21 protein-coding genes are annotated in these 23,591 nt (G+C 63.0%); 14 read left to right on the forward strand and 7 right to left on the reverse strand.

Features of this window, described 5'->3' with window-relative positions; genetic code table 11:
* Positions 1 to 77: 77 nt before the first annotated feature.
* Both hemB and yihA read right to left on the reverse strand, forming a co-directional pair.
* Positions 78 to 1,076 carry a porphobilinogen synthase gene (hemB, locus tag NE850_RS32185; protein ID WP_007180153.1) on the reverse strand — a complete coding sequence of 333 codons (999 nt, stop codon included), beginning with the start codon at positions 1,074 to 1,076 and terminating at the stop codon, positions 78 to 80.
* A 251-nt stretch (positions 1,077 to 1,327) separates the two neighbouring features.
* Complete coding sequence (yihA, locus tag NE850_RS32190) at positions 1,328 to 1,981, reverse strand: ribosome biogenesis GTP-binding protein YihA/YsxC (RefSeq protein ID WP_007180154.1); 654 nt, start codon at positions 1,979 to 1,981, stop codon at positions 1,328 to 1,330.
* A gap of 264 nt (positions 1,982 to 2,245) precedes the next feature.
* On the opposite strand from yihA, the gene NE850_RS32195 reads away from it, so the two are divergent.
* From NE850_RS32195 to msrQ, 5 genes are all read left to right on the forward strand, one after another.
* Positions 2,246 to 2,899 (forward strand): cytochrome c, encoded by a 654-nt coding sequence (locus NE850_RS32195; protein ID WP_007180155.1) that lies wholly within the window; start codon positions 2,246 to 2,248, stop codon positions 2,897 to 2,899.
* 194 nt (positions 2,900 to 3,093) lie between these two features.
* Positions 3,094 to 5,307, forward strand: a complete 2,214-nt coding sequence (locus NE850_RS32200; protein ID WP_007180156.1) for a cytochrome c biogenesis protein ResB — start codon at positions 3,094 to 3,096, stop codon at positions 5,305 to 5,307.
* Positions 5,308 to 5,311: 4 nt separating this feature from the next.
* Entirely contained in the window at positions 5,312 to 6,523 is a 1,212-nt protein-coding gene (gene ccsB, locus NE850_RS32205; protein ID WP_007180157.1) for a c-type cytochrome biogenesis protein CcsB, read from the forward strand.
* A 197-nt stretch (positions 6,524 to 6,720) separates the two neighbouring features.
* Positions 6,721 to 7,716: a protein-methionine-sulfoxide reductase catalytic subunit MsrP gene (gene msrP / locus NE850_RS32210; RefSeq protein ID WP_007180158.1), complete on the forward strand. Its 996-nt coding sequence runs from the start codon at positions 6,721 to 6,723 to the stop codon at positions 7,714 to 7,716.
* An 11-nt stretch (positions 7,717 to 7,727) separates the two neighbouring features.
* Positions 7,728 to 8,450 (forward strand): protein-methionine-sulfoxide reductase heme-binding subunit MsrQ, encoded by a 723-nt coding sequence (gene msrQ / locus NE850_RS32215; RefSeq protein ID WP_007180159.1) that lies wholly within the window; start codon positions 7,728 to 7,730, stop codon positions 8,448 to 8,450.
* 83 nt (positions 8,451 to 8,533) lie between these two features.
* On the opposite strand, the gene lysA is transcribed toward msrQ, so the two are convergent.
* Both lysA and NE850_RS32225 read right to left on the reverse strand, forming a co-directional pair.
* Positions 8,534 to 9,796: a diaminopimelate decarboxylase gene (gene lysA, locus NE850_RS32220; RefSeq protein ID WP_007180160.1), complete on the reverse strand. Its 1,263-nt coding sequence runs from the start codon at positions 9,794 to 9,796 to the stop codon at positions 8,534 to 8,536.
* Positions 9,797 to 9,805: 9 nt separating this feature from the next.
* Positions 9,806 to 10,147 carry an LPS translocon maturation chaperone LptM gene (locus NE850_RS32225; protein ID WP_007180161.1) on the reverse strand — a complete coding sequence of 114 codons (342 nt, stop codon included), beginning with the start codon at positions 10,145 to 10,147 and terminating at the stop codon, positions 9,806 to 9,808.
* A 35-nt stretch (positions 10,148 to 10,182) separates the two neighbouring features.
* On the opposite strand from NE850_RS32225, the gene cyaY reads away from it, so the two are divergent.
* On the forward strand, positions 10,183 to 10,500 hold the full coding sequence (gene cyaY, locus NE850_RS32230; protein ID WP_007180162.1) for an iron donor protein CyaY: 318 nt from the start codon (positions 10,183 to 10,185) through the stop codon (positions 10,498 to 10,500).
* Between the two features lie 129 nt (positions 10,501 to 10,629).
* Here the strand turns inward: cyaY and NE850_RS32235 are convergent, their stop codons facing one another.
* The gene (locus tag NE850_RS32235; protein WP_310699861.1) at positions 10,630 to 13,029 is read right to left on the reverse strand and encodes a penicillin-binding protein 1A; all 2,400 of its coding nucleotides are present in this window, start codon (positions 13,027 to 13,029) and stop codon (positions 10,630 to 10,632) included.
* A gap of 253 nt (positions 13,030 to 13,282) precedes the next feature.
* Between NE850_RS32235 and pilM the strand changes: the two genes are divergently transcribed.
* From pilM to NE850_RS32270, 7 genes are all read left to right on the forward strand, one after another.
* Positions 13,283 to 14,275: a type IV pilus biogenesis protein PilM gene (pilM, locus tag NE850_RS32240; protein ID WP_007180164.1), complete on the forward strand. Its 993-nt coding sequence runs from the start codon at positions 13,283 to 13,285 to the stop codon at positions 14,273 to 14,275.
* Positions 14,272 to 15,003 (forward strand): hypothetical protein, encoded by a 732-nt coding sequence (locus NE850_RS32245; protein WP_007180165.1) that lies wholly within the window; start codon positions 14,272 to 14,274, stop codon positions 15,001 to 15,003. The genes pilM and NE850_RS32245 overlap by 4 nt, the downstream gene beginning before the upstream one ends.
* Positions 15,000 to 15,932: a hypothetical protein gene (locus NE850_RS32250; RefSeq protein ID WP_007180166.1), complete on the forward strand. Its 933-nt coding sequence runs from the start codon at positions 15,000 to 15,002 to the stop codon at positions 15,930 to 15,932. The genes NE850_RS32245 and NE850_RS32250 overlap by 4 nt, the downstream gene beginning before the upstream one ends.
* Positions 15,932 to 17,734 (forward strand): type IV pilus secretin PilQ, encoded by a 1,803-nt coding sequence (locus NE850_RS32255; protein WP_405044912.1) that lies wholly within the window; start codon positions 15,932 to 15,934, stop codon positions 17,732 to 17,734. Before NE850_RS32250 ends, NE850_RS32255 begins: the two co-directional genes overlap by 1 nt.
* 205 nt (positions 17,735 to 17,939) lie before the next feature.
* Entirely contained in the window at positions 17,940 to 18,491 is a 552-nt protein-coding gene (locus NE850_RS32260) for a shikimate kinase (protein ID WP_035517848.1), read from the forward strand.
* Complete coding sequence (aroB, locus tag NE850_RS32265; protein ID WP_007180169.1) at positions 18,491 to 19,576, forward strand: 3-dehydroquinate synthase; 1,086 nt, start codon at positions 18,491 to 18,493, stop codon at positions 19,574 to 19,576. Before NE850_RS32260 ends, aroB begins: the two co-directional genes overlap by 1 nt.
* Before the next feature lie 72 nt (positions 19,577 to 19,648).
* On the forward strand, positions 19,649 to 20,854 hold the full coding sequence (locus NE850_RS32270; RefSeq protein WP_165187151.1) for a deoxyguanosinetriphosphate triphosphohydrolase: 1,206 nt from the start codon (positions 19,649 to 19,651) through the stop codon (positions 20,852 to 20,854).
* 138 nt (positions 20,855 to 20,992) lie between these two features.
* Here the strand turns inward: NE850_RS32270 and NE850_RS32275 are convergent, their stop codons facing one another.
* Together NE850_RS32275 and NE850_RS32280 are read right to left on the reverse strand one after the other, a co-directional pair.
* A complete protein-coding gene (locus tag NE850_RS32275) occupies positions 20,993 to 21,373 on the reverse strand; it encodes a YqjD family protein (RefSeq protein WP_007180171.1) in 381 nt (126 codons plus the stop codon).
* A 349-nt stretch (positions 21,374 to 21,722) separates the two neighbouring features.
* On the reverse strand, positions 21,723 to 22,448 hold the full coding sequence (locus NE850_RS32280) for an OmpW family protein (RefSeq protein WP_007180172.1): 726 nt from the start codon (positions 22,446 to 22,448) through the stop codon (positions 21,723 to 21,725).
* A 187-nt stretch (positions 22,449 to 22,635) separates the two neighbouring features.
* Here NE850_RS32280 and NE850_RS32285 point away from each other — a divergent pair, with 187 nt between their 5' ends.
* Positions 22,636 to 23,343, forward strand: coding sequence for a transposase (locus NE850_RS32285; protein WP_007180173.1), 708 nt, complete (start codon positions 22,636 to 22,638; stop codon positions 23,341 to 23,343).
* The last annotated feature ends 248 nt before the right edge of the window (positions 23,344 to 23,591 follow it).

Raw genomic sequence — 23,591 nt, forward strand, 5'->3', positions numbered from 1 at the left:
ACGCAGGGAGGCACGACAAACCAGCCGGCCTCCGTCCATTTCAACGCCTGAGCCGCTTCGAAAGGCGGCGCGCCGAGTTACTTCTGCGAGCGCAAAATCCGCGCGGCATCCAATGCGAAATAGGTCAGCACACCGTCCGCGCCGGCCCGCTTGAACGCCAGCAGCGATTCCATCATCGCTTTATCGTGATCGAGCCAGCCGTTCTGTGCGGCTGCCTTCAGCATGGCGTACTCGCCGCTCACCTGGTACACGTACGTCGGGAACTGGAACTCATCCTTCACGCGGCGCACGATATCCAGATACGGCATGCCCGGCTTGACCATCACCATATCCGCGCCTTCGTTGATGTCCGCCTGCACTTCGCGCAGCGCTTCATTCGAATTGGCCGGGTCCATCTGGTAGGTCATCTTGTTGCTCTTGCCGAGGTTCGTGGCGGAGCCTACGGCATCGCGGAACGGGCCGTAAAACGCCGACGCGAACTTGGCGGCATAAGCCATGATGCGGGTGTGGACATGGTCTTCGCTCTCGAGCATCTCGCGGATTGCGCCGATGCGGCCGTCCATCATGTCCGAAGGCGCGACGATATCGACGCCCGCTTCAGCCTGCGCACGTGCCTGTTCGACCAGTATCTCGACTGTCTCGTCGTTGATGACGTAACCGGCTTCGTCGAGCACGCCGTCCTGGCCGTGGCTCGTGTAGGGATCGAGCGCGACATCGGTGAGCACGCCCAGCTCGGGGAAGTTCTTTTTCAGTTCGCGAACCGCGCGTGGAATCAGACCAGCCGGGTTGGTCGCTTCGCGGCCGTCGGGCGTTTTCAGCGAAGGCTCGATGGCCGGAAACAGCGCCAACACGGGCACGCCCAGTTCGACGCATTGCTCAGCCACGCCCATCAGCAGATCCACCGACACGCGCTCGACTCCCGGCATCGACGGAACGGCTTGCCGCACGTTGGTGCCCTCGACGATAAAGACGGGATAAATCAGATCGTTGGTGGTGAGGATGTTTTCCCGCATCAGGCGGCGCGAGAAGTCGTCGCGGCGCATGCGGCGCGGACGGTAGTGCGGATAGAAGCTCATAGACGAATCGAAGAAACGTGGATGTGTGGAGTGGACAAGTAACGCCTGCCTCGGCTGCCGGAAACTTTTCGAGACAATGGTATATCATACCGATCGAGCAAGGCGCCTTGCGCTGACCTCCCCGCTTCTCCTCCCTGAGCGGGTGCCTGTCGTTTTTTCGATTAGGCTGTTTGACCCGCCGTTAAAGCGGCGGGTTTTTTTATGGGCAGCCGCAATGGCGGTTTTCCGTTACCTGGCGGTGCTCACCCTGCTTACTGAGAGGCCTCTGTTTCGCCCTTCGTGTCGGGGATAAGCCAGCTTTCGATCAGCTCGTGCGCTTCGTCGATGCCGATACGCTTGAGCGCCGAGAACAGCTGAGCGGTCAATTCTCCGCGATAGCCGGCGGCGCGATATTCAGCCAGACCCTTTTGCGTCGCCCGCAACGCATTCACGCTTTCCTGACGTGTCAATTTGTCGCACTTGGTGAGTAGCGTATGGATCGGCTTGCCGGTCGGCGCGAACCACTCGATCATGCGGCGGTCCAGATCCGTCAGCGGGCGGCGCGAGTCCATCATCAGGATCATGCCGCGCAATTGCGAGCGCGACTGCAGATAGGTGGACAGGAGCGCTTCCCAGTGCGCCTTGGCCGCGCCGGGCACTTCCGCGTAACCGTAGCCCGGCAGATCGACCAGATGCGCGGTCGGCTCCTCCGCCTTGCCCACCGAAAAGTAATTGATGTGCTGCGTGCGTCCTGGCGTCTTGCTGGCGAAGGCCAGCCGCTTCTGATTGCACAGAATATTGATGGCCGTCGACTTGCCCGCGTTCGAGCGTCCCGCAAAGCAGATCTCGGGTTGCGAAGTGGCCGGCAAATCACGCAAGTGATTGACGGTCGTGAAAAAGCGGGATTGGTGGAGCAGGAAGGACATGATCAGGCCAGAATTCGAGACGCCGGGGAACCCGGAGTGGGGACGGGTCAAGCCCGACTGGCGTCTTAGCGATTAGCGAGTTATTGTACAATACGATGGTTTACTGAAAACCTGAGGGGGCCGGCCCGCGTGCCTTGGCGGCTCCCGGCGGTCACTCGGTCGCCGTCGTATTTTGCAAAACCTTCAAGAAAACGCCGGGCCTGGCGCAAGTCGGCAGGTTTAGGGGCTCTCTAAAAATCCCACAAGACGAGACAGGGTGTGCGAATGAATCGACTGAGCAAGACTCTGATGGTGCTTCATGTAGCGGCAGGTCTTTCAGGTTTGGCAATTCAGGCACGAGCAGCAGATCCGGTAAAGCCGGACGTCAATCGGGGGCAGGCAATCGCGGTGCAGGTGTGCGCGTCATGTCACGGAGCCGACGGCAATAGCGCCGGCGGCGCATATCCTAAGCTGGCGGGCCAGCACCCTGAGTATCTCGTCAAGGAACTCAACGACTTCAAGACCCAGCCGGGCGCCAAGCAGCCAGCGCGCAACAATGCGATCATGGCGGGCATGGCTGCGGCGCTGTCCGATCAGGATATGGTCAATGTCGCGGCTTATTTCGCTGCGCAGACCCCGAAGCCCGGCTACGCGCACAACAAAGACACCGTTCCGCTCGGCCAGAAGATTTATCGCGGCGGCATTGCCGACAAGGGCGTGCCGGCCTGCGCAAGCTGCCACGGGCCGACCGGTCAGGGAATTCCGTCGCAGTATCCGCGCCTGTCGGGGCAGTGGGCGGAATATACGGTGGCGCAGTTGACCGCGTTCACGCAAGGTTCCGGCGCACGTAACAACAACGAGGCAATGCATGCTATTGCAACGCGTCTGTCGGACAGTGAGATCAAGGCTGTAGCCGATTACATCGCGGGCTTGCATTAGGATAGAGGGCGCCCAGACCTGGCGTTTCGCGCCGGGCTCCCCGAGAGGGAGAAAACCTGGGATGGCCCGGCTCTCTTGCGAGTCCGCACGCAAGTGCAACCGGCCCGGCGAGGCCGGTACAAAACAAGAAAAGGGTGGGGGCGTCGTGCCTACGACAGCCCTTCACCCTTTTTTGCTGTTCAGTCGGAGTATGAATGAGCGTCACCACGTCGGGTTTGCAGTCGAAGTCGGGCAATCGCATTACGCGCAGCGTCATCGAAGTCTTGAGTTCGATGCGTTTTGCCATTTCGTTGCTCGTGATTCTGTCGATCGCCAGCATCATTGGCACCGTCCTCACGCAGGACGATCCGTACCCCAACTACGTCAATCAGTTCGGCCCGTTCTGGGCGGACATCTTCCGCTCGCTGAGCCTGTACACGGTGTACAGCTCGTGGTGGTTCATGCTGATTCTCGGCTTCCTGATGGTGTCGGTGTCGCTGTGCGTGATCCGCAATGCGCCGAAAATGGTCGCCGACGCGAAGAGCTGGAAAGACAAGGTCCGCGAAGGCAGCCTGCGCGCGTTCCATCACAAAGGCGAGTTCGCGGTGCAGGGCACGCGCGCGCAGACCTCGGCCGTGCTCGCCAGACTCTCGGCCAAGCTCGGCTACAAGTTCGTCACGCGTGAGTCCGACGGCGCGACCTTGATCGCCGCCAAACGCGGCGCGCTGACCAAGTTCGGCTACATCTCGGCTCACCTGGCGATCGTGGTGATCTGCCTAGGCGGTCTGCTCGACAGCAATCTGCCGATCAAGCTGCAAATGTGGCTGTTCGACAAGTCGCCGATTCGCGCCAACACGGTGATCAATGACATTCCGCCGGAACATCGTCTGTCGCAATCGAACCCCACGTTCCGCGGCTACGCGTGGGTGCCGGAAGGGCAGCACGTTTCCACGGCGATCCTGAACCAGCCGGACGGCTCGTTGATTCAGGATCTGCCGTTTTCGATCGAGCTGAACAAGTTCATCGTCGATTACTACTCGACGGGCATGCCGAAGCTGTTCGCGAGCGACATCGTGGTGGTGGATCACAAGACCGGCGCGCGGGTGCCGGCCCGTGTCGAAGTGAACAAGCCATTCACTTACGACGGCGTGTCGATCTATCAATCGAGCTTCCAGGACGGCGGCTCGCAAATGCAGATGACGGCCTACCCGATGAGCGGCGCCAGCGCGAAGACCGCGCCGTTCGGCGGCACGATCGGCGGCAATGCGCCGTTGAGCTCGGCCACGCCGCTTGCCGATGGCCAGACGGTGGAATTCACCGATTTCCGAGCTATCAACGTGGAAAACATCCAGAATGGCAGCGGCCAGACCGACGCGCGCGGCGTCGCGGCGCATCGCACGCTGAAAGAAGCGTTCGACGAGCGCCTCGGCTCCGGTGCGAAGACCTCGAAGCCGCTCGATCTGCATAACGTCGGCCCGTCGGTGCAATACAAGGTGCGCGACAAGGACGGCCAGGCGCGCGAATACAACAACTACATGCTGCCGGTCGACGTGTCTGGCGAAAGAATGTTCCTCGCCGGCATGCGCGTGAATCCGGACGATCCGTTCCGCTATCTGCGCATTCCCGCCGACAGCGGCGGCACGGTCAAGGAATGGATGAATCTGCGCGCCACGCTCGAGGATCCGGCCATGCGCGCCTCGGCCGCTCACCGTTTCGCGCTGCGCTCGGTGCCTGGCGCGAATGCGGAACTGCAACAGCATCTCGAAGAAAGCGCGCTGCGCGTGCTGACCCTTTTTGCGGGCGCGGATAACGGGATCAAGATGCCGAACGGGCAGACGGTTGGCGGCTTCCAGGCCATCGCCGGTTTTATCGACCATTCGGTGCCGAAGGGCGAACAGGAAAAGGCCGCCGGCCTGCTGCTGCGCATGCTCGAAGGCTCCACATGGGATCTGTACCAGCTGTCCCGCCAGCAGCTCGGCGAGCCCGAGGCGACGGCCAATGCGGACGCCAGCCGCTTCATCCAGAGCTCGATCAACGCGATATCCGACAGCTTTTTGTATGGATCGCCGGTCTACTTGCAGCTTGACTCTTTCAAGCAGGTGCAAGCTTCGGTATTTCAGCTGACGCGCGCGCCGGGCAAAAAAGTCGTGTATCTTGGCAGCCTGCTCCTCGTGTTAGGCATCTTTTCGATGTTCTACGTCCGCGAACGGCGCCTCTGGTTCTGGCTTAAAGATACCGATCACGGCACGCATGTCGTGATGGCGATGTCGAGCGCGCGCAAGACGCTCGACTTCGAGAAAGAATTCGTCCAGACGCGCGACGCCGTAGGCGCCGCGTTGGGCGCCAAACTCGCTGAAGCATCCGACGCCGCCAGCGCCTCCGGCAACGCCGGCGCGCCGTCCGCAAGCTCACACGATTCGACCCGGTAAGATCATGGACTTGACTCAGGTTTCCTCATCCTCTTCTTCCCCCTCGCGGCCCAGGAAGGCGCTCGCGAGTGAAACGCCCAACGTCGCGCAGTACGACGAGCGGCCGTTCCTGAAACGGCTCGGCATTGTCGACTGGCTATTTGCCGTCGCGATGGTCGCGGGCGCCGGGTTTGCGCTGTCGCGCTATCACCCGTTCATGAATTACTACGACAAGCTGGTGCTGGTGTGCGCCGTGCCGGTGTTCATGGTGCTCGGCTGGCGCTGGAAACCGGTGCGTCCGCTGATGGTGGGGATCACGGCGCTTTCGCTGCTGGCCATCCAGATCTACCACGGCGATCTCAGCCGCGCGGATAACGCGTTCTTCCTGAAGTATTTCCTGTCGAGCCAGTCCGCCATCCTGTGGATGAGCGCGCTCTTCGTGTTCGCCACCGTGTTCTACTGGATCGGCCTGCTGTCGCGTTCGCCGACCGGTGCGGCGATCGGCTCGAAGATGACGTGGGCGGCGGTGCTGATGGGCTTTGTCGGCCTGATGGTGCGCTGGTACGAGTCGTATCTGATCGGCGCGGATGTCGGCCATATTCCCATCTCGAACCTGTACGAAGTGTTCGTGCTCTTCAGCCTGATCACCGCGCTCTTCTATCTGTACTACGAACAGCACTACAACACCCGCGCGCTCGGCGCGTTCGTGCTGCTGGTCATCAGCGCTGCGGTCGGCTTCCTGATGTGGTACTCGGTGGCGCGTGACGCACAGCAGATCCAGCCGCTCGTTCCGGCGCTGCAAAGCTGGTGGATGAAGATTCACGTGCCGGCCAACTTCATCGGTTATGGCAGCTTCGCGCTGTCCGCCATGGTGGGCGTCGCGTATCTGGCGAAAGAGCGTGGCGTGCTGGCCGACCGCCTGCCGGCGCTCGAAGTGCTCGACGACGTGATGTACAAATCCATCGCCGTCGGTTTTGCGTTCTTCACGATTGCGACGATTCTCGGCGCGCTGTGGGCCGCTGAAGCCTGGGGCGGTTACTGGAGCTGGGATCCGAAGGAAACGTGGGCGCTGATCGTCTGGCTGAACTATGCGGCATGGCTGCATATGCGGCTCATGAAGGGGCTGCGCGGCGCGGTCGCGGCATGGTGGGCATTGACCGGGCTGCTGGTGACGACCTTCGCCTTCCTTGGCGTCAACATGTTCCTGTCGGGCCTGCATAGTTACGGCAAACTGTAAGCTCTGCCGCTCTGAACCGACGCAAAACCGCCGTGTGCTTCGCACCGGCGGTTTTTTTATGGCCGATGGAATATTTGCTGCATCCAGAGTGTTCGTTCTCACAGTACCTATGGATGACTGGACGGACGCCCGGGCGAGCGATCATCAATATGGCCCCTTAAGCTGCATGGACCGATGGGCCGGCAAGGAGTACCACGATGTGGATCAAGCGTAGCGACAGAATTCAACTCAGCGGCGACGACATTGCGCGCAGCGAAATCACGCCGCAACGTGTTTTTCAGAACCGGCGGCGTGTGTTGCAGGCGGCCGGCGCGGTGGCGCTCGGCAGTCTGATCGGTGTGAACGGCGAGGCGCTGGCGGCTTACGCGTCGCCGGACCCGAAGGCGCAGAAGCTGGCGGCGAAGACCAATACCCGATTCGTTGCGCTCGACAAGATCACGCCGTACAAGGACATCACCACGTATAACAACTACTACGAATTCGGCACCGACAAGGCCGATCCTGCGCGCAACGCCGGGACGCTGCGGCCGCATCCGTGGAAGGTGAGCGTCGAGGGCGAGATCAGGAATCCGAAGGTCTACGACATCGACGAATTGCTCAAGCTCGCGCCGCTCGAGGAGCGCGTGTACAGGATGCGCTGTGTGGAAGGCTGGTCGATGGTGATTCCGTGGATCGGCGTGCCGCTCTCGGAGCTGATCAAGCGCGTGCAGCCGACGGGCAACGCCAGATACGTGCAATTCATCACGCTGGCCGATCCGTCGCAAATGCCCGGACTGTCGACGCCCGTGCTCGATTGGCCGTACTCCGAAGGTCTGCGCATGGACGAAGCGATGAATCCGCTGACCTTGCTGACGATGGGTCTGTACGGTCAGGTGCTGCCCAATCAGAACGGCGCGCCGGTGCGCGTCGTGGTGCCATGGAAATATGGTTTCAAGAGCGCGAAGTCGCTGGTGAAGATCCGTTTCCTCGACAAGCAGCCGCCAACCAGCTGGAACACGTACGCGTCGAACGAATACGGGTTTTATTCGAACGTGAATCCGAACGTCGACCATCCCCGCTGGAGTCAGGCGACCGAGCGGCGTATCGGCGAGGACGGTTTCTTCACACCCAAGCGCAAGACGTTGATGTTCAACGGCTACGGCGATCAGGTCGCGTCGCTTTATCAGGGCATGGACCTGAAGAAGAATTTCTAGGCGGCGCGACCATGGCTTCCGATACGCAACCTGCTGCTCAGCCCGTTCAGCCCGGCGCTCAACCCGCACGCCCAGCTTCGCGCGCGCAGGCGCCCGCATCGCCGATGGCGGCGAGGCGGCCCGCCGCTGGCGCGCGCTGGATCGTGCCGGTCAAGGTCGCGGTGTTTATCGCAGCGTGGTATCCGCTCGCGCGCATCGTGCTATTCGGCTTGACCGACCGGCTCGGCGCGAATCCGATCGAGTTCATTACGCGTTCGACGGGTCTGTGGACGCTCGTCTTTCTCTGCATCACGCTGGCGGTGACGCCGTTGCGCCGGCTCACCGGCGTCGCCGCGTTCGTGCGCTTTCGCCGCATGCTCGGGCTCTACGCGTTCTTTTACGCGACGCTGCATTTCACCACTTACCTGTGGTTTGACAAGTGGTTCGACGTCGCCGAGATCATCAAGGACATCGGCAAGCGGCCGTTCATCACGGTGGGCTTCGCGGCGTTCGTGTTGCTGATCGCATTGGCCGCGACGTCGCCGCGCGCGATGGTGCGCAAGCTCGGGCGCCGCTGGCAGATGCTGCATCGGTCCATCTATGCGATCGGCGCGCTCGCGATCCTGCACTTCTGGTGGATGAAGGCAGGTAAGCATGATCTGATCTTGCCGAAGATTTACGGCGCGATCATGGTGGCGTTGCTCGGCTGGCGTCTGGTCGTCTGGTTGCGTGACCGGATGTCGAAGGCGCATTGACCGGCGCTAGCGCACCTCACGTAAACGTAAAAAGGCGATGCCGCTGCGGCATCGCCTTTTTACGTTTACGCAACTATTGAAGGTTACGCCGGCAGAATCGTTTCGCCCGAAAACAGCTGTCTGGCCTCTTCGCGGGCGCGAATCACATGCGTCTGTGTACCATCAACCATCACCTCGGCCGCACGCGGACGGGTGTTGTAGTTGGAGCTCATCACGAAGCCGTACGCGCCGGCCGAGCGGATTGCCAGCAGATCACCCGGTTCAATCGCCAGCAAGCGTTCGCGGCCAAGCCAGTCGCCGCTCTCGCAAACCGGGCCGACCACGTCGTACACGTGAGCCGGCACGTCGTGCTTCACGACAGGGTCGATCGCGTGATACGCCTCATACATGGCGGGGCGCGCGAGATCGTTCATGGCCGCGTCGACAATAGCGAAGTTCTTTTCCGCGCCCGGCTTCAGAAATTCGACGCGCGTAAGCAGCACGCCCGCATTGCCGACCAGCGAGCGGCCCGGCTCGAAATACACTTCACGATGACCGTGACCGCGCGCTTCGATGCGATCGAGCACGGTGCGCACGAACTCGCCGATTTCCGGTGGCGTTTCGTCGTCGTACGTGATGCCGAGGCCGCCGCCCACGTCGATGTGGCGAATCTTCAGGCCGTCCTGCTCGATCTGCTCGACCAGTTCCAGCACCTTGTCGACCGCGTCGAGATACGGCGCGACCTCGGTGATCTGCGAGCCGATATGGCAGTCGATCCCCACCACCTCGAGATTCGCCATGCCTGCGGCCGCCTGATACGTGGCGCGTGCGTCTTCGAATGCGACGCCAAACTTGTTCGACTTCAGGCCGGTCGAGATATACGGATGCGTCTTCGCGTCGACGTCGGGATTCACGCGCAGCGAGACGGGCGCCTTCTTGCCCATTTCCGCGGCGACCGCATTCAGGCGGTCCAACTCGGGAATCGATTCGACGTTGAAGCATTTCACGCCGGCCGCGAGCGCCTCGCGCATTTCGTTCGCGTTCTTGCCGACGCCGGAAAACACGGTGTTTTCCGCTTTGCCGCCAGCGGCCAGCACGCGTGCCAGTTCGCCGCCGGACACAATGTCGAAGCCGGCGCCGAGGCGTGCGAACACGTTCAGCACCGCGAGGTTGCTATTGGCCTTGACGGCGACGTGCACGCTCGCACGGCGGCCGGCACAAGCGCCTGCGTAGGCGTTCCACGCCTCGGTGAGCGCTGCGCGCGAATACACGTACAGCGGTGTGCCGAACTGCTCGGCGAGGGAGACGGCGGACACGCCTTCGGCGTGCAGCACGCCGTTGACGTAGTCAAATGCGGATCGAGTCATGCGAAAGTCTTATTGAACGGATTTAGCGGCGGAGGCCGGCAGCGGGGCCGCCGTAGCGGATGCAGCGGAGGCGGGCGGCGTGGCGAGTTCGTTTTCCGGCGCCAACGAAAGCGGCGTGCCGGAGGTATCCGGAACGGTGCTCAGGTCGGTGGAGGTTGCCGGGGCGGATTGCGCGACGTCCGGCGGGGTTTGCGTGCGATCGATCGGCTTGGCCGGCAGCGGCGGCACGGTGGGCAAATAGAGCGAGCCGCGTTGCCCGCAGCCGGCAAGTGCACAACCTGCGAGAATGGCCAAAACCGCTACAATCGCGCGGCCGGGCGCCGCCGCGCGCATCCGAGATACGACTCGCATGACTGTCCCTGAATAAATAATCGATGGAGTTTAGCATGTCCGATAGTGAATACCTGACCCGCGCGGAAGCCGCGCTAGCCGCCATCGAACGCGCGCTGGACGACACGGATGCCGACATCGAACTCGAGCGCAGCGGCAACGTCCTGACCCTCGAATTCGAGAATCGCTCGAAGATTATCGTCAACCTTCAGCCGCCCATGAGCGAGATCTGGATCGCCGCGAAAGCGGGCGGTTTCCACTTCCGTTTCGTCGATGGCGAGTGGCGTGACACGCGCAGCGGCGCGGAGTTTTTCGCCGCGCTGTCGGAGTACGCGACGCAGCAGGCCGGCGAGCCGGTTCACTTCGAAGCGTAAAACGCGCAGTTTGGAGGAGCGCCGCAAACGCGGCTCCCTCGATTTCGATCATCATCCAGACCGCACAAGCAGAGCGGCCGCGCATTCAGCGCGGCCGCTCTGCTTTCTGAGGGACTTCGAGCGGTGGCGTCAGTGTCCGCGGAACAGATTCATGATGTCCTGCTTCTCCTGCTCGCCGACCTGCTCGGGCGCGGCCGCCGACGCGCCGCTCGCCTCGGCATCCAGCGCCGCCTGACTGATGCCGACCGTGGCGACGAAACCATGCCCCGGCGTGAAGTCGTCGAAATACAGCTCCGAGCCGAGTTCCGTCAAGCCGTCGGGCATCGGCATCTTGTACTCGGGCACGCCCTTGAGCGCGCGCCCCATGTATTCGACCCACACCGGCAATGACAGACCCCCGCCGGTCTCCTTGTCGCCGAGGCTGCGCGGGTTGTCGTAGCCGATCCACGCGATGGCCGTGAGCGTGTGCTGATAACCGGCGAACCACGCGTCGCGGGAATCGTTGGTCGTACCCGTCTTGCCGGCGAGGTCGGTGCGCTTGAGCACATTGGTCTTGGCGCCCGTGCCGCGTTGCGCCACGCTTTGCAGCAGGCTGTTCATCACGTACGCATTACGCGGTTCGATTGCGTGCGGCGCGCTTTGCGCCGCCACCAGCGGTTGTGCGTGAGCGACCACGATGCCGCGCTGGTCGGTGACTTCGGCGATCAGATACGGGTTGATCCGATAGCCGCCGTTGGCGAACACCGAGTAGGCGCCCGCCATCTGCAACGGTGTGACGAGACCGGCGCCCAGCGCCATTGGCAGATAAGCCGGATGACGATCCGCGTCGAAGCCGAAGCGCGTGATGTACTGCTGCGCGTATTTCGTGCCGATCTGGTTCAGGATGCGGATCGACACCAGGTTCCTCGAGCGCTGCAGCGCAGTGCGCATGGTCATCGGGCCGTCGAAGCCGCCGCCATAGTTCTTCGGCTCCCACGCCTGGCCGCCGGTTTCAGCCGCGCTGAAGAAGAGCGGCGCGTCGTTGATCACGGTTGCCGGCCCGAGTCCTTTTTCGAGCGACGCCGAATAGATGAACGGCTTGAAGCTCGAACCCGGCTGACGCCACGCCTGCGTGACGTGGTTGAACTTGTTCTTGTTGAAGTCGAACCCGCCGACCAGCGCGCGGATCGCGCCATCTTGTGGGACCACCGAAATGAACGCGCCTTCCACCTGCGGCAACTGCGTGATCGACCAGTCGCCGTCGTCGTTCTTGACGAGCCGGATGATCGCGCCCGGCCGCACACGCTGGTTCGGCTGCGCGCGCGGACCGAGTGCGAACTGGGCAAAGCGCAGACCGTCCCCCTGGATCGTGGCGACATTGCCGTCGATGAAAGCGGCCTGCACCTGTTTCGGACTCGCCGCGGTGACCACGGCGGCAATGATTTCGCCGTTGTCCGGGTGTTCGAGCAGCGCGTCGTCGATGGCCTGTTCGCGGTCGTCGGCGTCGGACGGCAGCTCGATGAACGCCTCCGGGCCGCGATAACCGTGGCGCCGTTCGTAGTCCATCAGACCTTTGCGCAGTGCCCGGTAAGCGACGTCCTGGTCGGCCGAATCGATCGTGGTCACCACGTTCAGGCCGCGCGTGTAGGCTTCTTCGCGATACTGCGCGTACATCATCTGACGCACCATTTCCGCGACGTATTCCGCGTGCACACTGAACTCCTTGCCCGCGCCCTTGACCACGAGCGGCTGCCGGCTCGCTTCGTCGTATTGTTCCTGGGTAATGTAGTGCAGCTCGTACATGCGTTGCAGGATGTACTCCTGCCGCACCTTTGCACGCTTCGGGTTGACCACCGGGTTATAGGCGGACGGCGCCTTGGGCAGTCCGGCCAGCATGGCGGATTCGGCCAGCGTCAGATCCTTCAGGTCTTTGCCGAAGTAAACGCGCGCCGCGCTCGCGAATCCGTACGCGCGCTGACCGAGATAGATCTGATTCATGTACACCTCGAGAATCTGATCTTTCGACAGCTTCGATTCGATCTTGTAGGCGAGCAGCATCTCGTAGATCTTGCGCGTGTAAGTCTTCTCACTGGAGAGGAAGAAGTTGCGCGCCACCTGCATGGTGATCGTGCTCGCGCCCTGCGTGGCGTGGCCGTTGGTCAGTGCCACGATACCCGCGCGCGCGATGCCCGTTAGGTCGACGCCGCCGTGATCGTAGAAGCGCGCGTCTTCAATGGCGAGGATCGCCTTCTTCAGATGATCGGGCACGTCCTGAATGTGGACGATGTCGCGTCGTTCCTCGCCGAACTCGCCGATCAGCACGTGGTCGGCCGTATAGATGCGCAACGGCACCTTGGGCCGGTAGTCGGTCAATGCATCGAGCGACGGCAGATTGGGCGTGGCGACGACGAGCGCATAACCGAGCACCAGCAGCACGCACAGAATGCCTGCGACGATCAGACCCACGAAGCCGATGATGAGCTTCAGCCACAACGGGCGTTTGCGCTTCTGCGGCGCGGGCGGGGGGGACGTAGGAGACGTGGATTGCATATGGGCACCAAAAAACAGTCCCGCGATTATAGCCGCCTGGCTTTTCAGCTTTCGGCATGCTTACTGACACTTCTTGACAAGTCTGCGCGCCGCGCGGGAATGACTTCACTGTAGTCGCTTTGATCGCGTACTGGACGCGCGTTGCTCAACGTTAGCCGTTTGGCTGAGTGTCGCGCGGCGACGCGGCTACGCACAATTCTTCCTCATCACTCGCGTTCGAATGGTTCGTCGCGAGAGTCAGAGGGAGGGCGTCATGGCGTTGAAAAGTTCCTGGCTTCAGGCAGTGCAACCCGGTGCGCAGCGTTTCGCTGCGGGGATCGATGTCGGTCCGCAGGCCGTGCGTCTGATCGTGCTCAGTCAGCGGGCGCGTCCGCCTGCCGCGCTGCATATCGAATACGTGAGCACCGTGCCGCTTGTCGCAGGTGCAATGGCCGGCGCCGAGATCGCCGACCGGCATGCGGTGGCGCGTGCGTTGCGCGACGCGTTTGCCGGACTGCCGCACGCGTGCGCCACGCGCGCCCTGCGCTGCGCGATGGCGCTGCCCGCGTCGGCCACCATGACCGCCACGGTGCCGCTCGCGCGGCTTGCCGCGCAGAGCGGTTGCGCGCAAGACGGCGGGCATCAGCTGGCTGAACTCGAGCCGGCGGTGATGAGCGAAGTCGAGCGCATTGCCGGGCTGGAACGGCATGCGCTCGCCGTCGACTGGTATGTCGACGAAGCGCCTTCGCCGGTCCGCTCCGTAACCATTGCCGCGACCGCGCGGCAACATCTCGAAGCGCGAATCGAATGCGCAGCGATCGCCGGCATCTCGCTCACCGCCATCGACGGTGAGCCGCACGCGGCGTTACGCGCCATGCGCTACGCGGCGAGCTACGAGCTCGATCCGCACGAGCCCTATGTCGCGCTGTGGATCGGCACGGACGGCGTGCATGGCTGGCGGATCGTCGACGACGGTATTGCCGGCGAAATGCGCTACCCGGCGCCGGAACACGCCGATCTCGCCGATGCATTGCGCGACCTCGCGCATGGCCTGGAGCTCGATTGTGCGTTGTTGAGCGGCGAGGTCGATTTGCTGGACGGCGTGGGTTTCACCATGGCGGATATCGCGGACGTGTTGGGCTGCACGGTTCTGCCGTTCGAATGTGCGGCGCTCGGCGGCCTCGAACGGCCGTTGACCGATCCGCTGCTGCACGAGCCGTCCGGTGCGGTGGCATTCGGGCTTGCGTTGCGCGGGGTGCTCGAATGACGGGCGGTCTGTTGCACGCGGCGGTCTCGAACACGGGGACGCCAGTACGCGGCGCGCGTTTCGCGCGGCCGTGGCTCGGCGGTTTCAATCTACTGCCCCACCGGCAACGCAACGCGCGGCTCGCGCGTCGGCGGCGCATGCTCGAATGGTTTGCCGCGGTCTGCGCCGGTGGCATCGCCGTGCTGGCATTGGCCGGCTGGCAGGCAGTCGAGCGGGCGCGGCTCGATGCGCAGCGCGCGTCGATCGAACAATCGCTCAAGCAATTGTCTGCACCGCTCGCGGAGCACGCGGCATTGCTGCAGGCGCGAGACGAACATCGCCAGAACGCGGCGCGCGCAAAGAGCTTGTCCGAACCGCTTACGCATTTACGCGATCTGCTCGATGCGCTCAGTTTCGAACCGGGCGACGGCGTGGTGTTGCGGCAGTTGCGCCACCGTGAAGATGAGACCGAGTTGCTGGCGAGCTCGCGCGGCCATATCGCTTCGGCCGAGTGGCTCAAACGCCTCAGTGCGATTCATGGCGTGAAAGGGGCGGAGATGAGTGACCTGCATAGCTCGCCTTCACGCGGCGCCGCGGCTGCGGCTGCGGCTGCGCAGGCAAGCATGACCGGTCCGATCGAATTCGGCGCGCATCTGCGATGGAACGAGCTCGTGCAGAAAGCGGATCGCACGGCTGCGTCCGCAGCACCGCGTCCTGTGAAGTCAGAACAATCAGGAGGTACGAAATGAGTACGACGTTTGTCGAATCTGGCGGCGCGGCAAGCGAGCGACTGTCGCTTTCTTATTGGATGAAACACGTGCGTTTGCCGCTCCATGCATGGAGCCGGCGCCGGCGGTGGGTGGTGGCGTTGCTGATCGCCGTATTGGTGTTCGGTGTTGGCGCACATGGCTGGATTGTCGCCGACCTGGGTGGTGTCGAAGCGAGCCGGATGGCGCTGGAGGCCACCAGCCTGCGTCTCGCGAGCGCAAGGCGCGCCCTTGCGCAATTGCCCGCGCTGCGCCGCGAGGTCGACGGGAGGCCGGGTGCCGCTCCGATCGCACGTTCGTCTGGGCCGTGGAGCACCGCCGAAGACCTGCGTCTCGTCTCCGAACTGGCCGCGCAGAATAGTGTCGAGTTGCTGGCGGTGGAACCCGGCGCTGCTAGCGGTGCGGGCGCTGAAAACATGCGTTCGCTGCAACTCACAGCGCGCACGGACTTCGTCCACTTGATGGCGTTTCTACGCGGACTGTCGGACCTGCCAGTGCTGATCGTGCCTGTGGATGTGACCGTCAAGCGGGATGCCGCCGCCCTGTCGGTCAACGCCACGCTGCGTGTATTCAATGCGCTGCGGCCGGCTCCATCGGCAGCTTTCGCGGATGCATTCGCCGAAGACAGCCTCGATTCGGATGACGAAGAAAACGTCGTTTTCTTCGACCCGTTTTCGCAGCCGCAGATGCAGGCTGCAGATGACTCGCCCGATGTTTCGCAACTGCGCCTGGTGGGATTGCTGCGTGATCGCACGCGTGGGCTGGCGTTGCTCGATACACCTGATGGCGTCACAGCCGTGGAGCCCGGACAGCAGATTGGCGTGGAACGCGTCACGAGACTGGACGCGCTCGGCATCACGCTCGCGAAGGGCAGCGCGACGCGCCTGCTGGCGCTGACGGAGACTTCATGATGAGACTGGCGAAGCCATTTCCGTTTGGATTGTCGAGCGTCGGCACGGGTGCATCGCCTCGACTGAAAGTATGTTTCGGTCTGTGTGTCAGCGCGGTGCTAGCGGTCGGCGTTGCGCGGGCGTCGACTCCGCCGCTCCCACCGTTACCCACCGAGATGCCGCTCGACGGCGCGGTTACCCCGGCTGATACCCCGTACAGCGCGCCATCGCTGCCACGCGAAGTTTCCGCCGACGTGCCCAATCCGTTTCGTCAGGATTCTGCAGACGATCCAGACGCATCGCGTGCGAGCGCGACGGCCGCCGATGCCCACACGGACGAGCCTATCGCCGACGCCGACGCCGACGCCGACGCCGACGCCAACGCCAACGCCAACGCCAACGCCAACGCCAACGCCAACGCCAACGCCAACGCCAACGCCAACGCCAACGCCAACGCCAACGCCAACGCCGCCCACGGCTCCGCGCCGCTGCGCAGACAATCTACCGCGGCGACGCGCGACAATGCCGCCGGCAGCACCGGGCTCGAAGGTCCGCCGGTGCCGCTGCCGCCGCTCGCGCGTCTGAGCGGCGAGCCGCACGGCGCCGCCGATCCCAGCCTCGCCCCCGACGACAAACCGCTCTCGCTGAATTTTCAGCGTGCCGAACTCGGCGCCGTGCTCAATGCGTTTTCCAGGTTCACGGGGCTGAACATCGTCGCGAGCGAGAGGGTGCGCGGCGCCGTCTCGCTACGGCTCGACAAGGTGCCGTGGCGCATCGCGTTCGACACGCTGCTCGACGTCAACGGCCTCGCGATGGAGCGGCACGGCAACGTGATCTGGGTCGCGCCGATTGCGGATCTGGCTGCGCGCGAGCGGCAGCGCTTCGAAGCGCACGCCCGTGCCGCCGATCTCGAGCCGCTCGCCAGCCGCACGTTCGAGCTGCACTACGCGCATGCGGAGGACGTCAGGCGGCTGCTGACCGGTTCGGGCGCCCAGCGCGTCCTGTCCAAACGCGGTGCCGCGACAGCCGATCCGCGCACCAATCTGCTATTCGTGACCGATCTGGAAGCGCGCCTTGCGCAGATTGCGGCACTGCTTACCTCGGTCGACCGGCCGACGCGCCAGGTATTGATCGAAGCGCGTATCGTCGAGGGCGAACACGGTTTTTCGCGCAATCTCGGCGTGAAGCTCTCGATGGCGGCCAGTAATGCCGACGGCACCGCCAAAGGTTTGACCGACGCCGCCTACGATCTGTCGGCTCGCCCGATCGCCGGTTTCGACGCGGCGACCGCCGGTCTGACGTTATTCGCCGCCGGCGCGACGCGCTTGCTGAACATCGAGCTGAGCGCGCTCGAAGCACAGGGGCGCGGCGAAATCGTTTCGAGCCCGCGCGTGGTGACCGCGGACCGGATGAAGGCGGTGGTCGAGCAGGGCACCGAGCTGCCGTATCAGGCGAAAGTGGGGCAGGGCGTGTCGGGCGTGCAGTTTCGCCGCGCCACCCTCAAACTGGAGGTCGAGCCGCAAATCATGCCGGACGGCCGTGTGGTGCTGGACCTCGACGTCGCCAAAGACAGCGTCGGCGAACAGACCGATGCCGGGCCCGCGATCAACACCAAACACGTGCAAACGCGCGTCGAAGTCGAGGATGGTGGTACGGTGTCGATCGGCGGCATTTACGCGACCGACGACCGGGACGATGTGACGCAGGTGCCGCTCCTGGGCAAAATACCGGTTTTAGGTGCGCTTTTTCGCCATCGGGCTCATCGCGACCGGCGCAGCGAACTGGCCGTGTTCATCACGCCGCGCGTCGTTCAGACAAATTAGGGCGCGCTCCTGCCGCTGCCGGGAAAACGCCGGACGGCCCTAAGTTTTTCGCTTTACAGCGCGTCCACTTGGGGATTCCCATTTGGGCGCCAGGCGCGAAGCGACAGGGCTGGTGGCGCTCCCAGGCGGCGCGCAGGCTCGACAAGGCAGCCGCTTTGCCAGTAAGCTGCGGCACGAACCATACCGGATTAGCCAGAGGACACCGTTGCAAGCGCGGGACGCACACGCCAATGTATTTTTTGTAGGGCTCATGGGGGCAGGAAAGACCACCGTGGGCCGGGCCATTGCGCGCCGTCTCGATCGTCCCTTCTTCGATTCCGACCACGAAATCGAGGCACGGACGGGCGCGCGCATCCCTGTGATCTTCGAGCTGGAGGGCGAAGCGGGCTTTCGCGAGCGCGAGGCGAACGTGATTTCCGACCTCACCGCGCGCGAGAATATCGTGCTCGCGACCGGCGGCGGCGCGGTGCTGCGGCCGGAAAACCGCGAGGCGCTGCGAAATCGCGGAGTCGTGATCTATCTGCGCGCCAATCCGCACGACCTGTGGCTGCGCACCCGCCGCGACAAGAATCGCCCGCTTTTGCAGACCGAAGACCCCAAAGCGCGTCTCGAAGCTCTCTACGAAGTGCGCGACCCGTTATATCGGGAATGCGCCCATTTCGTGATCGAAACCGGCCGGCCTTCGGTTAACGGACTCGTCAACATGGTTCTGATGCAGCTCGAGATGGCCGGCGTCGCCAAACTTCCTGCGTCATAATGGACCGTATGATTACCGTCAACGTCGAACTGGGCGAGCGCGCCTACCCCATCCATATCGGTGCCGATCTGATCGGCCAGACCGCGTTGTTCGCGCCGCACATCGCCGGCAATTCGATCACCGTCGTTACCAATACCACTGTCGACCCGCTGTACGGCGACAAGCTGCGCGCCGCGCTGGCGCCGCTCGGCAAGCAGGTCTCCACGGTCGTGTTGCCGGACGGCGAGGCGTACAAGAACCTCGAAACCCTGAACCTGATTTTCGACGCGCTGCTCGGCGCCCGGGCCGATCGCAAGACCACGCTGATTGCGTTGGGCGGCGGCGTGATCGGCGACATGACGGGTTTTGCGGCGGCCTGCTACATGCGCGGCGTGCCCTTCATCCAGGTGCCGACCACGTTGCTGTCGCAGGTGGATTCGTCGGTGGGCGGCAAGACGGGCATCAATCACCCGCTCGGTAAGAACATGATCGGTGCGTTCTACCAGCCGCAGGCCGTGATTGCCGATATCGGCGCGCTGCGTACGCTGCCGGCGCGTGAACTGGCGGCGGGCGTCGCTGAAGTCATCAAGACCGGCGCGATCGCCGACGCAGGTTTCTTCAGCTGGATCGAAGCCAATATCGAAGCATTGAATCGCTGCGAACCGGCGGCGCTGGCCGAGGCCGTCAGGCGGTCGTGCGAGATCAAGGCGTCGGTGGTCGCGCAGGACGAGCGCGAAGGCGGACTTCGCGCCATCCTCAATTTCGGCCACACCTTCGGCCATGCGATCGAAGCCGGTCTCGGCTACGGCGAGTGGCTGCATGGCGAGGCGGTCGGCTGCGGAATGGTGATGGCTGCGGATCTGTCCGTGCGCATGGGCTATCTCGACGAAGCCGCGCGCAAGCGCCTGGTCGACGTGATCGTCGCCGCGCATTTGCCCACCCGGGCGCCCGCGCTCGGCGACTCGCGCTATGTCGAACTCATGCGGGTCGACAAGAAGGCGGAAGCCGGCGCGATCAAATTCATTCTGCTGAAGCGTTTCGGTGAGACGCTGATCACCCAGGCGCCCGATGCCGAGGTGCACGCCACGCTGGCCGCCGCCGTCTGAATCTCGCGGGGCATCCAGCAACGCATCACGCACCCAGCGTCACGAGGCGCCGCCCATGTTTCGGAGAACCCGGTGACTGACAGGCGCAGCGACGTTGTAAAGCATGACCCGTCGGCAGGCACGGCCAAGGCCGGCGTGCCGACGCAGGAGGCACTCGAAGCTCACCTCGCGCCGTACGCCGCGCATTCCGCGCAATCGCGCGGCCGCCGCTATCCGGAAGCCGCTCCCAGCGCGCGCACCGAATTCCAGCGGGACCGCGACCGTATCGTTCATTCGACGGCATTCCGCCGGCTCGAATATAAAACACAGGTGTTCGTGAATCACGAAGGCGACCTGTTTCGCACGCGTTTGACTCACAGCCTGGAAGTTGCGCAGATCGCGCGTTCGGTCGCGCGCAATCTGCGTGTGAACGAGGATCTCGTCGAGGCTATTTCGCTCGCCCACGATCTGGGCCACACACCTTTCGGCCACGCGGGTCAGGAGGCACTCAACGAATGCATGCGCGAGCATGGCGGCTTCGAGCACAATCTGCAGAGCCTGGCGGTAGTCGACGATCTGGAAGAGCACTACGGTGCGTTCAACGGCCTGAACCTCTGCTTTGAAACGCGCGAGGGGATTCTCAAGCATTGCTCGCGCGAGAACGCGCGGCGGCTCGGCGCATTGGGCGAGCGCTTTCTGGAAGGTCGGCAGCCGTCCATCGAGGCGCAGATCGCGAACGTTGCCGACGAGATCGCGTACAACAACCACGATGTCGACGACGGCTTGCGCTCGGGCCTGCTCACGGTGGAGCAGCTCGCCGAAGTGGAGTTATGGCAGGTGCACTATGAAGCGGCGCGCAGCGACTTTCCCCAAATCGAAGGGCGCAGGCTCATTCACGAAACGGTGCGCCGCATCATCAATACGCTGATCGTCGATCTGATCGATACGACCCAGTCGAATCTCGACCGGCATGCGCCCGCCTCGCCGGACGCCGTGCGCGCAGCACCCGCGCTTGTTGCGCACAGCGAAGTAATTGCCGCGCAGGCGGCCACGCTCAAGCGTTTTCTATTCAAGAACCTGTATCGCCATTACCGCGTGATGCGCATGGCCAACAAGGCACGTCGTGTCGTCGCCGGACTGTTCGACGCGTTCACAGACGATCCGCGGCTGTTGCCGCCGAGCTATCAGTCAACCGACGCATTGCAGCAACCGCGCCTCATTGCCCACTACATCGCGGGTATGACGGATCGGTATGCGGTTAAGGAATACCAGCGGTTGTTCGTGATCGACGACAACTGAGCGAGACGGCATGCGGTTGCGCCCGCCTTGGCGGGCACGACCCGCACGACCTCGAATCAGCATGCGTCTGGGGCGCAGGCCGAATCGTGGCGAGCCGCCCCTTGCTAAAGACGGCTCCGCTTCCCGCCCGCTCGGGCGTTAGCGCAGCCGCGAGGCGAACAGCGCGCCCGCGATCAATGCCACGCCGCCGACGATCGCAATCGTCTGCCACGGATTTTCGTGAACGTAGTCGTCGGCATCGGAGATGGCTACTTCGGCGCGTTCGCGCACGGCTTCGCGCGTGTCGTTCAAACGGGCGCGCGCCACTTCGAGTTGCTTGCGAAGTTTGCTGCGCAGCGCCACCGCGTCAGCCTGGGTGCCGTCCGCCAATGTCGATTCAAGTTCCGACATTAGTGTACGCAGTTCACCCGCGATATCTTCGGCCGCATGGCGGCTGTGGCGAGCGATACGCCGCGCACGGCGGCTGGTGCTGGTCCAGGATTCGCCGAGGGCGTCTCGCGTATTCGGAAGTGCAGTCATGGTCGCTCCGTCGATGAAGTAAAAGGATCCCGCGCGTTGTCACGAAGATGTAGATTAACCTCGCAAGGCGGGAAACACCCTGCGAACGCAACTTTGGTGCCAAACTCCGCGGGCCCCGCGCGCTGTGGCGCAACTACACATTCGTCAGCAGATATTGCACTAGCTGATGCAATTGCGGGTCAAATTTACAAATGTCCATACCTCACTGGCACGTTTCCTCCAAATGCGCCAAGCGGAGCCATGCCAGGCGTGCATAAAAGTGAAAACGCCGCCATTGGATATATGACGGCGTTGTCCAAGCCACGAAAATTCGACTACCCTAACTCAACGGCCCCTAATTTCCCGAAGGTTAGAAACGGTAACCGATGTTGACGTAGGTAACGATCGGGTTCAGCTTGATCTTCGTTTGCGATTGCACGTTCAGCGTACCGACCGGCGTGTTCGCGGCGGTGCTCAGCTTGGCGGTCGTGCTGAGCGGCAGGTACGAGACCGAAAAGCCCGCGAACCAGTGCTGGTTGAACGCGTAAGTGAAGCCGGCATTAAACACCGGCTCCCACGAACTATCCGTAGTGACGCTGGTCGGACCATGCAGAACGTTTGCCTCGAATGCGCTGTTGGTGATCTTTTCGTCGGTGAACCAGATACGGCTCACGCCCACGCCGAGATACGGACGGAAAGCAGCGGTCGGGGCATTGAAGTAGTACTTGAACAACAGAGTCGGGCTCCACTGTTTCGCCTGGCCCAGCTTGCCGAATTGTGCGAGGCTGCCCGAGCCCTCAAGGTCGAATGACGGCGGGTAACCGACCACGAGTTCGGCCGCGATGTGGTCAGTAACGAAGTAGCCGGCGGTGATGCCAATGGTGTCGGCTGAACTGAGTGATGCGCCTGTGTTGGCTTCTGTGATATTGGTCGGGCTGCCGCCAATGCTTGTCACCTTCAACGGTTCACTGTTCGATTGAGGTGCTAGATGGAACCAGCCTGTCGTGACGTAAAAGCTTCCGGCCGATTGCGCGTGAGCTGCCGTTGTCATGCAGGCTAGCACCGCGGTCCCCGTTACGGCCTGTTTTAATTTCATATGTGCTCCTCCAAAAAAGGCCCGCTCATTATGACTAGAACGTTTGAAACAAACCATACGCGGCGGTTAGAGCTTTCTCCCTAAGCTCCGCGCGGTTTCTGGCTCTGCCGCGCCGCGCCGAACCTTGCGCGGATGCGGTTCCTCGGACCTTCGGGTATGTACCAACGCGACTATTGGATACTCCAGCATGGCACGGCTTGCACGTCTCTATGTCCCTGACCAGCCGCAGCACGTCATTCTCCGCGGCCTTGATCAGCAACCCGCATTCGTCGACGATCAGGACTACGAGCTCTTCATCGATTGTTTGAAAGCGGCTTCACGCGACCATCACTTATCCATCCATGCGTATGCGTTGATGCCAGGCGCAGTGCAACTGCTCGTCACGCCGACCGAGGAGTCGAGTCTGCCGAAGGCGATGCAGGCGGTGGGGCGCCGCTATGTGGCGCACTTCAACCGGCGCTACGCGCGGCGCGGCACCTTGTGGGAAGGCCGCTACCGCGCCACGGTGATCGAAGGCGAGCGCTACTTCCTGCTGGCGAGCCGGGTGGTTGAGATGTGTCCGGTGCGCGCGGGACTCGTGAGCGCGCCGGAAGATTACCGCTGGTCGAGCTACCGCCATCACATCGGCCTGACGCTCGACAGCCTGATCACCGACCATCCCCTGTACTGGTCGCTCGGCAATACGCCGTTCGAACGGCAGCGCGCGTACCGCGAACTGTGCGAACAGCCGCTCGACGAACGCGAAGCCAGCCAGCTTCAGCAGGCCACGCTCAAGGGCTGGGTTCTGGGCAGCGACACGTACCGAGAATGGGCGGCGCGGGCCGCCAACCGGCGGGTATCGCCGCTGCCGCGCGGGCGGCCGCGCAAGGTACGCGAAACGCCACAGCAGCAATAAAGCGTTTCGCGTCAAGGGGCTGCATCGGAACGGCATCTTTGCATGCCGTTTTCTTTTGCACGGTTTTGATATGGAACCAATAAAAATTGGCTGCGATGCACCAACATGATAATTGGAGTTCAATCACCATGTTTTATTTGCTATTCCATTGATTCGTCGCGTATATTCCGAATTCCGGCGCTTTTTGACACGCTAGCATCGAGCGTTGAGCGCGCCGTCGTGTTGCGAACGCGGTTGTGAATCGCACT

Source organism: Paraburkholderia sp. USG1 (assembly GCF_031570135.1).
Lineage (GTDB): Bacteria > Pseudomonadota > Gammaproteobacteria > Burkholderiales > Burkholderiaceae > Paraburkholderia > Paraburkholderia dioscoreae.